Source organism: Paenibacillus alba (assembly GCF_013204855.1).
Classification (GTDB): domain Bacteria; phylum Bacillota; class Bacilli; order Paenibacillales; family NBRC-103111; genus Paenibacillus_E; species Paenibacillus_E alba.
In genome coordinates this window covers 86287-96364 of sequence record NZ_JABMKZ010000032.1, presented here as the reverse complement: position 1 = coordinate 96364, position 10078 = coordinate 86287, and the positions used below count along the sequence as shown (strand labels likewise).

7 protein-coding genes are annotated in these 10078 nt (G+C 48.7%); 3 read left to right on the top strand and 4 right to left on the bottom strand.

Features of this window, described 5'->3' with window-relative positions; all coding sequences use genetic code 11:
* Nucleotides 1–311: 311 nt before the first annotated feature.
* Both HQN90_RS28915 and HQN90_RS28910 read right to left on the bottom strand, forming a co-directional pair.
* Nucleotides 312–1214, bottom strand: a complete 903-nt coding sequence (locus tag HQN90_RS28915; protein ID WP_173225490.1) for a manganese catalase family protein — start codon at nucleotides 1212–1214, stop codon at nucleotides 312–314.
* Between the two features lie 80 nt (nucleotides 1215–1294).
* Nucleotides 1295–3649 carry a UvrD-helicase domain-containing protein gene (locus HQN90_RS28910; protein WP_173225487.1) on the bottom strand — a complete coding sequence of 785 codons (2355 nt, stop codon included), beginning with the start codon at nucleotides 3647–3649 and terminating at the stop codon, nucleotides 1295–1297.
* A 78-nt stretch (nucleotides 3650–3727) separates the two neighbouring features.
* Here HQN90_RS28910 and HQN90_RS28905 point away from each other — a divergent pair, with 78 nt between their 5' ends.
* Nucleotides 3728–4609 carry a YihY/virulence factor BrkB family protein gene (locus HQN90_RS28905; protein ID WP_173225484.1) on the top strand — a complete coding sequence of 294 codons (882 nt, stop codon included), beginning with the start codon at nucleotides 3728–3730 and terminating at the stop codon, nucleotides 4607–4609.
* Nucleotides 4610–4767: 158 nt separating this feature from the next.
* Here the strand turns inward: HQN90_RS28905 and uvsE are convergent, their stop codons facing one another.
* Nucleotides 4768–5724 (bottom strand): UV DNA damage repair endonuclease UvsE, encoded by a 957-nt coding sequence (gene uvsE, locus HQN90_RS28900; RefSeq protein ID WP_173225482.1) that lies wholly within the window; start codon nucleotides 5722–5724, stop codon nucleotides 4768–4770.
* 228 nt (nucleotides 5725–5952) lie between these two features.
* Here uvsE and HQN90_RS28895 point away from each other — a divergent pair, with 228 nt between their 5' ends.
* Entirely contained in the window at nucleotides 5953–6807 is an 855-nt protein-coding gene (locus HQN90_RS28895; protein WP_173225522.1) for an ATP-binding cassette domain-containing protein, read from the top strand.
* A gap of 950 nt (nucleotides 6808–7757) precedes the next feature.
* Here HQN90_RS28895 and pyk read toward each other — a convergent pair.
* Nucleotides 7758–9170, bottom strand: coding sequence for a pyruvate kinase (gene pyk, locus HQN90_RS28890; RefSeq protein WP_173225479.1), 1413 nt, complete (start codon nucleotides 9168–9170; stop codon nucleotides 7758–7760).
* A 120-nt stretch (nucleotides 9171–9290) separates the two neighbouring features.
* Here pyk and HQN90_RS28885 point away from each other — a divergent pair, with 120 nt between their 5' ends.
* Nucleotides 9291–10073 (top strand): AraC family transcriptional regulator, encoded by a 783-nt coding sequence (locus HQN90_RS28885; protein ID WP_173225476.1) that lies wholly within the window; start codon nucleotides 9291–9293, stop codon nucleotides 10071–10073.
* Nucleotides 10074–10078 lie beyond the last annotated feature (5 nt).

Below are 10078 nucleotides of genomic sequence, written 5' to 3'. Positions count from 1 at the left end.
CTTGGCTCAACCCTTCTTAACTTGTTCTTTTTCACCTCAAAACCGCTAAGGTCCCGTTTGATTTCATAGTTTTTTTGTGAAAACTAAGGGTTACTCAACAGCCTGGATTATGCAGGCTTTTCAGGCTTTTCCAACCTAGGATCGAAAAAAGGCTTCGAAAGGATGCATAATTGCAGGCTTTTTACCTTTTTATCTGTTCCAAAGACAAAAAGGATGCATAATTGCAGGAATTTGCCGACTACACGACTAGATGTAGACTGCGCAGCTAGCGCAGGGTTGCGACAGCCTCTTACTTGCAGCTGTTTCCTGATTCACACAGTAATTCCCGCCTGTTGCTGCAGTCTAGCAGCAATTTTCATGAAATCCTCCGGGAATATGCCGGGCGCGAACTCTTCCGGTGTATCTGCGTAGTCCGGGATAGGACCACCCTCGGGGATGCCTTCCTTTACAATCAAGGAGCCGCCGTCCTCGGGATGCGCACCTTTCCAGATTTGCTCCAAGTCCTTGTAGTCCTCATCGCTGAAACGGTAGAGCACACGGTGCAAGCCTTTTTCCTCATATTTGCGAGTCTCATTGAAAGCTTTGTTGTCCAAGCTTGGAATCGGAATGAGCTTGGTGACATCAGCTCCAGTAGCTACTTCAAGCGCTTTGGCGTATGCAACAACGTGCACGCCTCCGCGGACAAGCAAATAGCCAATCATGGCGCGGGCCACAGGGTGGCTTGTCATTTCATAAACGCGCATCTTATGTGTGCGAGCCCCGCACTCCAGGAAGAAATTATGCAGCAGATCGAGGATTAGATTGCCGCTGTTGAACACATTTTCACCCGTCCAAGGCTTGCCCATGGAGTCAAAAGGCAGAGCATTCTGGCCGGCAACAATGAAATGCTGTGTATTGCGCACATCCTTGGCAGCTGCCAGAGGGGTGGAATCTGGATCTCCGGGCCGGGTTGAGCCGGCAAGGCAAAGGTTGATCGCATGCGTAACTAATTCGACATGGCCGAATTCCTCTGCTGTGATGCTCGAGACGAGATCGTAGAAGGGCTTCAGCTTTGTTTTGTTCTTGAAGTTAAAGGACTGGAACATGTAGTTGTTCAGTGTAGACATTTCACCGAATTTGCCGCCGAGCAATTCTTGGACAGCGGCAGCCGCGTTCGGATCGGCGGTTGTCGGTTGCGGCAATTCAATAGCTAATCGATTGAAACGCTTGATCATGTGTGTCCCTCCAACTGGTCAGATAGAGGTATTCTATCCACGTTGGAGGTCGATCATGCAGCCGGAGCCTATCCGCAAGCTCAGCGTGTGCGAGCGAGGGAGACCATCCGGCGGCCTTTCACCATGGCCTGGCCGCATAGGGGGCAGGCCTTCGCCGTCAGCCGCGCTTCCTGCGGCGACGAGATCCGCGACCAGGCCTTGCAGCCGGCCTGGCCGCACACCCACGCCGCGACATCCTCCGTCGCGGCTTCGCGCCCCGCGCCGGCGTCAAACCGCCGCGCCGCCGGGCGCCCTGCGGCCGCTTCGCGGGCCGCAGCCCCACTGCCAGCCGCCGCAGGCTTGCGGCTGGCAACAGCCCCAGCGTCCGCGTCAGAGAACGCGGACAGCAGGAAGCGGGAAGGCTCCGCCTTCTTCCCGCGATAATACGCCGGCGAGCTGATCAGCAGCTCAGCCTTGGCGCGTGTGACGGCGACGTAGGCCAGTCGCCGTTCTTCCTCGAGCGCGGCGGGACCCTTGTCGCGCCCCGCAACCCCGGCCAGCTTCACATCGTCCAGATGGCCGGCATCGAGTGCCGAGCTATGCGGCATGTTGCCCTCAATCGCACAAAGCAAGTACACCACCTTGAACTCGAGTCCCTTCGATTTATGAATGGTCATGAGCGAAATTTTATTCGCGGCATGATCTTTTTTCAGAGCGCTCATTTCCGTGCGTTTTTCTGCGACTTCATGGATAAAATAAAGAAATTGCTCCACCGTATCGAATCGTTTGGCGGAGGATTCCAGCTCATCCAGCGTTTCTTTCAGCATTTCACGATGCTGGGTCAGCTTGCTGCGCTTGTTCGTTTCCAAGAAGGAATCGTAGAAATCTTTGCGAATGGTTTGAACCGCTGCCAGCGGCTTCATCTCAGCAAGAGATTTGATCAACTTGATTCGGCTCTTCAACTTTTCTTTTTGGAATTCCTTGAGCTGCGGCAAGCCAAGCAGATGGATTAACGGCCACTTTTTGGCTTGAATAGCCTCTTGATCTTGAATAATCCGCATGCCTTGATCTCGACCAATATATAATGAAGGTAGGACACCCTCTATGGCTTCGAAATTTCGCCGTTCATGGGCAATTCGAAGGTGGTCAATAATCGGCTTCACCATCCATTGATCGTAGAAAGAGTCATTGCTGCCGTAATCGACAAAAGGCAAATTATGCATGATCAACTGCTCGATAATGGCCCGGCTGTTGCTGGCAGTTCGATAGAGAATCGCAAAATCTCCATACAGGCTGCGGCCTTCAGCAACTTTCATCCGAAGATCTTGAATCAACCAATCGGCTTCTTCATCGCTGCTCGCAGGCCGTACATAGTTTGGTGCCAAATCGCTTTGCTTTGTAGCCAAAAGAGTTTTTGCTTTCCGATGGACATTATGGCGGATAATAGCGTTCCCCAGACCAACGATGCTGGAAGTAGAACGGTAGTTGATGTCCAGAGTGACCGTTTTGGCAGTTGGATACTGCTCATGGAACTGCAGGATGAATTCATTCCGAGCCCCATTGAACGAATAAATCGTCTGGTCATCGTCGCCAACGACCATGAGGTTCTGATGATTTTGAGCGATCATTTTAATAATTTCATATTGAACCGTGTTCGTATCTTGAAACTCATCGACGCTGATATAAGTAAACTTTCGTTCCAATGAACGAAGAATATCGGCATTTTGCTTCAATAAATGGTAGGCGAGGAGCAGAATATCATCGAAATCGATTTTGTGCTGTTCCATTTTCCACTGCTCATATTGCATGAAAATCTTCTTCGTTTCCTGATCCTCTTCCGTTTTTTTCGGGAGATCCTGGACCTCGATAAGCTGCATTTTATAGGAGGAAAGCAGGGCAATAAGCACCTCCGGCTGATACGTATCCTGTAAACCCATACTTAGCATAATGCGTTTAAATACAATTTGCTGGAAGCGGCCATCGCTCAAAATTTCCTGCTGAAACCCATTCATTCGAAGCAGTCGCAAACAAAAGGCATGAAAAGTGCGCACCTGTATCGACTGCGTCATGCTGCTATCAATTCCGGGCAGAGAAGTAAGACGTTCTCTCATTTCTTCGGCGGCCTTTTTAGAAAAAGTGATCAGCAGCAGATGGCTCGGATGCACCCGATGGACACGCAGTAAGTAGGCGACTCGACATACCAGAACGGTCGTTTTCCCTGAACCGGCTCCAGCTAATGTCAACAAAGGCCCCTTATAATGACGAACGGCTTGCACCTGCGCTTCATTAAGCAGAATCTGGCTGTCTTCCAAATCGCGAAAAAAGAAAGCGTCCTGCTCCTCATTCGATACGAAATGTGTGCTATTCGTTAGCTGGGCCATTTTCGCATGGGGAATGGGGCGCTCAAGGGTAGGTTTCGAGCCTGACGGAGTGGGGTATATAGAAAGAGAACTCATTATTATTCACCTGTTTCCTAGCATTTCTGAATTACCTATTCTATCATAATTTTAGCCCAAAGAAAGGATAATAATCCTATGGTTATCTCGAATTTTAAATTGCTATGGGGGCAATTTCAGAAGCATGACGCTACGGGGCTTGCCGCGCAGTGCGCCTACTATTTTTTACTGTCTTTGTTCCCGTTTCTGCTTTTTATCATGAGTTTATTAGGGTATATGCCCTTCTCTTCCGATGATATCATGTTATTGATCAAGGAGTACGTGCCGGGAGCCGTCTCAAGCTGGTTGGAGGAAACGCTCAGCAATTTACTGAATGTCAAAAGAGGGGCAACGCTTTCCTTCGGGATCATCTTGGCCTTAGTCAGTGCAAGCGCCGCGATGAATTCTATTGTGATTGCTGTGAATAAAGCCTATGGACTGCCGGAACGCAAAAGCTTCATTCATTCGCGGTTCCTTGCTGTAATGCTGACACTGGGTATGCTCATCGTTATCGCGTCCGCGCTGCTTCTAAGTGTATTCGGGAATTGGATCGGCACGTGGATGGAGGCTCATGTCCCTATTGCGGCAGCGAAGATTCATCTTTGGAATAACTTCCGCTGGCTTGTAAACTTCATCATCATTTTCGTTGTTTTTATCGGTATTTATTACATAGCTCCTAACACTTGTTTGACTTGCAAAAGCGTGCTTCCGGGAGCCCTATTCGCCTCCTTAGGCTGGCAAGGGACTTCTCTCGGTTTCTCCTTCTATGTGAACAATTTTACGAACTATAGCGCCACTTATGGCAGTGTCGGGGGCATCATAGTCTTAATGACGTGGTTCTACATATCGGCGCTGATCATCATTATTGGCGGTGAGATCAATGCTTTGAAGCATGTGAAAAGCCAAAATGAAATTTTAAGATTTTCGCAAAATAAAAAGCTGGATAAGAATAGAAATAAAGATAAAGAGCAAAGAAAGTGACAAATTTGTTTATCCGTGCAAAATAGGCATCGACGTTCCATTCGGATCGAGTCATGATCCTCAAGTGGAACTGCGATGCCTATTTTTGGGGGGGAGTGGGAAATTCGCAATAGGTCTGGTCCTCCAACTCAACTAAAGTCCATAGTCGACAGATTAGCTCACCACTCCAATACCCCGCCATCTATTCGCTTCACACCGCGAAGCTTTCCAAGCTGCTCCGCAAGCTGAAATAAGGCATAGTCCTTCATCTTAGCTTCAATCATGACATCGATCCGTGCTAATCCAGCCTCCTTGCAGCTTTTGAGGAAGGCAATCAACGGTTCTGGCTCGATATAATCCGCGTGAGACCGAAACTCCTTCGTATCCTTGGATGATTTCGGAGAAGAAACATGAATTTTCATAGGAATATCGCCCCATGTGAGGGCAATCGCCGGCAGCAGCGTCTCAGGTGAGGCGGAAGAAGGATTGCACCAATCGTGGTGCAAGTCCAGCATGCAGGGACGATTCAGTCTTTGACTCACGGCTAATGTTTCTTCGAGCGTGTAAGTCTTATCATCATTTTCAAAAGTAAGCCTACGCCATACATGTTCAGGCACTTCAGGGGCTTTGGCATACAAGCGTTCCATGGCAGCTTCTTTATCTCCGTACATCCCGCCAACGTGGATATTGATAATCGCGGAGCGATCCAACCCCATCCCATCTAGAATGGCCGCGTGGTATACCAAATCTTGAATCGCGGCATCCACAACCGTGTCACTGCCGTTCAATAGCGTGTATTGATTAGGGTGCATACTTAGGCGGATGTCGTGTGCCTTTGCGAAGTCGCCGAGCTTCTGCAGTTCCACTTTAAATACACCTGCGACATCGATCAGAACATCCGGGTGGGTAGCCAGTGGAATAAGCTGTGACGAAAGGCGGAATAAGCGAATGCCGTGAGCAGCATTGTAAAAAAGAATACGCTGAGTCGCTGCGAGGTTTTTGCGTCCGATGTCGATAGCGCGCTGTAGGGCTTCCTCCCGCGGACGCTGTGAAAACAGCTTATAGGTAAAGGTTGAGCTTGGGGTGTTGTGAAAAATCGCCATGGCAATGGAGACGAAACCAAGTCTAATAATCATAAGGCCTCCGATAAGTGTGCGTGAGACAGCGAACATAGTTTACCCCAAAATGAGGATAGCGAAATGGATGCGATATTGGGATGATTTGTCAGTCTGGTGTCAAATACGAAGAATATTGAATTCGTGCACGTTAACTTTTACTATTTCATTGACAATGATTCTCACTTGCATTTATAGTTATGATAATGATAATCGTTTACGAAATTTATATAGAAACGGGTGAGTTCCATTCATCGTTTAGTTGCAGATAAATTAAATATTTCTTATGGCGAGCATCTCATTGTCGAAAATTTGAATTTAAGCATTCCTACGGGTAAAATAACTGCCCTGGTCGGGGCCAATGGTTCCGGTAAATCCACCATTCTAAAATCTATGGCGAGAATTATGAAGCCTCAGCGGGGAACCGTATTGTTGGATGGGAAATCTATCCATAGTCAATCGACTAAAGAAGTAGCGAAGCAATTAGCCATTTTGCCGCAAAATCCGATTGCCCCGGAGGGCTTGACGGTCGCGGAGCTTGTTGGTTATGGCCGATTCCCGCATCAACGTGCAATGGGCTCGCTGTCGAAGGAAGATAACCAAGTTATCGAATGGGCCATCGAAGTGACGGGCTTAATGCAGTTCGCTGATCGCCCTGTCGATCAGTTGTCAGGCGGACAGCGTCAACGCGCATGGATCGCAATGGCGTTGGCGCAGCAAACGGATCTTTTATTTCTGGATGAACCTACTACTTTTCTGGATATGGCTCATCAGCTTGAGGTATTGAAGCTGTTGGAAGAGCTGAACCGCGAGCAGGGACGAACGATTATTATGGTTGTGCATGATTTGAATCATGCTACTCGGTATGCGCAGCATGTGGTTGCTATTCAAGCGGGTAAAGTAATGCGTGAAGGTACGCCGGCTGAGGTTGTGACGAGTGAAACCCTGCGTGAAATATTTAATGTGGAGGCTGATATCGTTCCAGATCCACGTACCGGTGTCCCAATCTGTATTCCTTACGAATTAGCTGACAGGAACCACAGCCCAGAGGATAAGGGTGCAGTCTCTGTTCCGGAAAGCAAGAAGGCTTTGGCTGCTGTTTAGTATCTGAAAAGCGGTCGGTATAGATGAGGCCTAGGGCTTCAGATGATGAAATAACCTCCAGTTGCACGTTTACCGTGGAGCGGGAGGTTATTTGTGATTCGCTACTTTGGGAAGTTTAGCTTGCTAAGTGCGATGGCTGGGCTCTACGGCGGCTTTTTAGGTATTCAGTAGTGAATTTCTAGCAGATTCGCCAAGATCAAGGGATCTACACTTCATCGGCTGGGCAAAAGATGCAAAAGTGCAGGCTTTTTTAGCCAAATTGCTTGTTAGAGGGTAAAAGCCTGCGATTGTGCAGGCTTTTCTATCTTTTTTGTTCAATATTAGAAAACTAGCATCAAAAAGATGCATAATTGCAGGAATATAGGACTGATGCCTTGAAAATGGCTAAAAAAGATGCATAATTGCAGGAATATCAAAACTTCCGCCTCTCAAAGCCAGTAGCTACTTAAAGTACGCTGAAACACCCTGACCGCCAATAGCAGCAGTAAGTAAGTGCCATGTCCAATCGTAAGTAGCTACTTAAAGTACACTCGAACCCCCCGATCACCAATAGCACCAGTGAGTACATACGCCTCCCCAAGCCAGTAGCTACTTAAAGCACACTCGAACACCCCGACCGCCAATAGCAGCAGTAAGTACGTGCCATGTCCAATCGTAAGTAGCTACTTAAAGAACACTCGAATCCCCCGATCACCAATAGCAGCAGTAAGTACGTCCGCATCCCAATCACCAGTAGCTACTTAAAGAACACTCGAAACTCTCGACCACCAATAGCAGCAGTAAGTACATGCCATGTCCAATCGCCAGTAGCTACTCAAAGCACACTTGAAACTCCCCACGAGCAGTCAGCACAACCAGCCACTCTAATTCCACAGTGGAGATCAGCAACAAAAAAACCGCCACTCCCACACAAATGGGGTGACGGCTTCCTTAGCTCATTTCACAAACGTCTAAACGCGCTCAACTTTAAGCAAGTTGGTCGTGCCGGATTGACCGACCGGAATACCGGCGGAGACGACGGTCAGGTCGCCTTTTTTCACATAGCCAAGTGTTTCGGCTTGTTGAATAGCAGAACGGATCATCGCATCGGTGGACTCGCAGAATTCACCTAAGATCGGGATGACGCCCTGTACCATGCTCAATTGGCTGATCGCATATTGGCTGGCTGTTACCGCAATAATCGGCGCTTGCGGACGGTATTTCGCGATCATCCGAGCGGTAAAGCCGGTCTCCGTTGGCGTCAGGATGGCTGCGGCGTTCAGCTTGTCAGAGGAAGTTACGACGGCTTGGCAAAGGACTTCCGTCACTTCGTTGTTCGATTGAAGCTGAGCATCAATCAAGGAGCTGCGCTCCATGGTTTGCTCTACGCGTTCAGCGATGGTTGCCATCATGGTGACGGACTCGATTGGATACTTGCCTGCGGCAGTTTCGCCGGAAAGCATAACCACATCGCTGCCATCCAGAACGGCATTCGCAACGTCGCTGACTTCAGCGCGCGTCGGACGCGGATTGCGCTGCATGGAATCCAGCATTTGCGTTGCCGTAATAACCGGCTTGCCCGCCAAATTACAAGCGCGAATCATATCTTTTTGCGCGATCGGAACTTCCTCGGTCGGAATTTCTACGCCGAGATCGCCGCGAGCGACCATGATGCCGTCGGAAGCTTCAAGAATCGAAGCGAAATTCGTCATGCCTTCTTCGTTTTCAATTTTAGAAATAATCGGCGTAAGCCCAGCGCCATGCTGTTCCAAAATCCCACGAACCTCACGCACATCGTCCCCGTTGCGAACGAAAGACATCGCGACGATGGAGATGTTCTCTTCGACACCGAATTTGAGGTGCATAATATCACGATCTGTAACGCCTGGAAGAGAAGTGCGCACACCTGGCAAGTTAACACCTTTACGTTGTTTCAAAACACTTTGATTCAAAACAACACAAGTCACTTCCGTGCCTTCGATCTTTTCAACGCGCAGCTCAATGGAGCCGTCGTCAATCAGCACGAGATTGCCAGGCACGACATCTTGGGGAAGTCCTGGATAATTGACAGAGACGCGGCTGGAATCGCCGATAATTTGTTCGGTTGTCAGAACGAGATGATCGCCATTTTGCAAATCGTAGGAAGCATCTTTCAGCTGCCCGATACGGATTTCCGGTCCTTTGATATCCATAAGAATCGGGATGATAACCCCCATCTCTTGAGCGGCTTGACGAACACGCTGAATACGGCCGCGGTGCTCATCCAAATCGCCATGTGCCATATTCAACCGTGCCACACTCATACCTGCACGGATAAGCTCTTTCAAAGTAGGGACGGAATCGCAAGCAGGGCCCATGGTGCAAATAATTTTCGTTTTACGCATTGTGTAGGACTTCCTTTCATCGTGGACGAATCAATTTTGGCTTCATTATATGCCTAAATGCAGCGAGTTTCTATGAAATATAGTATGATATATGTACTATAGTATAGAAAAGGTGAGACCTTGATAGTAGCTGGCTTTTCGTATGATAAAAGTAGTAATTGGTATGCAGAGGAGCAGGAAGGCTGTTCAGATTGGACGCTTGTTCTCGTCACTTATGGGCGATGCATCTACTGGATCAATGAGAAGAAACAGGTGCTGGAGAAGGGGCAATGGCTGCTTATTCCTAGTCAGGTCCCCTTTTATGGACGAAGCGTTCCAACAATGATCCATGAAAAATATGTGGTCCAATTTACCTCCTTTTCAGCAGCGGAGCCTTTCCCTCTTCTTCAACTGCAGCACTATACAACCCGATCTACGGGCAAATATGAGCTTATCCTCGATCGCCTGCGCCTGATGCACCTTCAGTGGCAAGACAAACAGCCCTATTATCGAACGCTGTGTGAAGCGCTGCTAAAAGAGCTGTTCATTTATTTGCATCGTGAATGGGATGAAGTCGCTGCCTCAAAGGCAACCCTGCAGCTCGTGGAGCAGATGAAGAGTTACGTTCAGAGCCATTACCGGGAGCATGTGACCAAGGATGAGCTGGGCGTGTGCATCAGCCGATCTCCGAACTATGCGGCATCACTTTTTCGCAAAGTGACGGGTCAGACGATCAGTGAATTCGTGCATGCGACCAGAATCAAAACAGCCGTATACATGCTTCGGCATTCCGCCCTAACGGTATCGGAGATATCCGAGTTTATCGGATACAATGACCCGTCCTATTTCTACCGGGTATTCAGGCGGCTGACGGGTTTGGTTCCCACTGATTTGGTATCGGACCGTGAAACCATTCGCAAATAACGCGA

Coding starts and splice junctions, on each gene's coding strand:
- HQN90_RS28910 (WP_173225487.1), bottom strand. CDS start 3,649: ATGAGTTCTCTTTCTATATACCCCACTCCGTCAGGCTCGAAACCTACC.
- uvsE (WP_173225482.1), bottom strand. CDS start 5,724: ATGATTATTAGACTTGGTTTCGTCTCCATTGCCATGGCGATTTTTCAC.
- pyk (WP_173225479.1), bottom strand. CDS start 9,170: ATGCGTAAAACGAAAATTATTTGCACCATGGGCCCTGCTTGCGATTCC.
- HQN90_RS28915 (WP_173225490.1), bottom strand. CDS start 1,214: ATGATCAAGCGTTTCAATCGATTAGCTATTGAATTGCCGCAACCGACA.
- HQN90_RS28905 (WP_173225484.1), top strand. CDS start 3,728: ATGGTTATCTCGAATTTTAAATTGCTATGGGGGCAATTTCAGAAGCAT.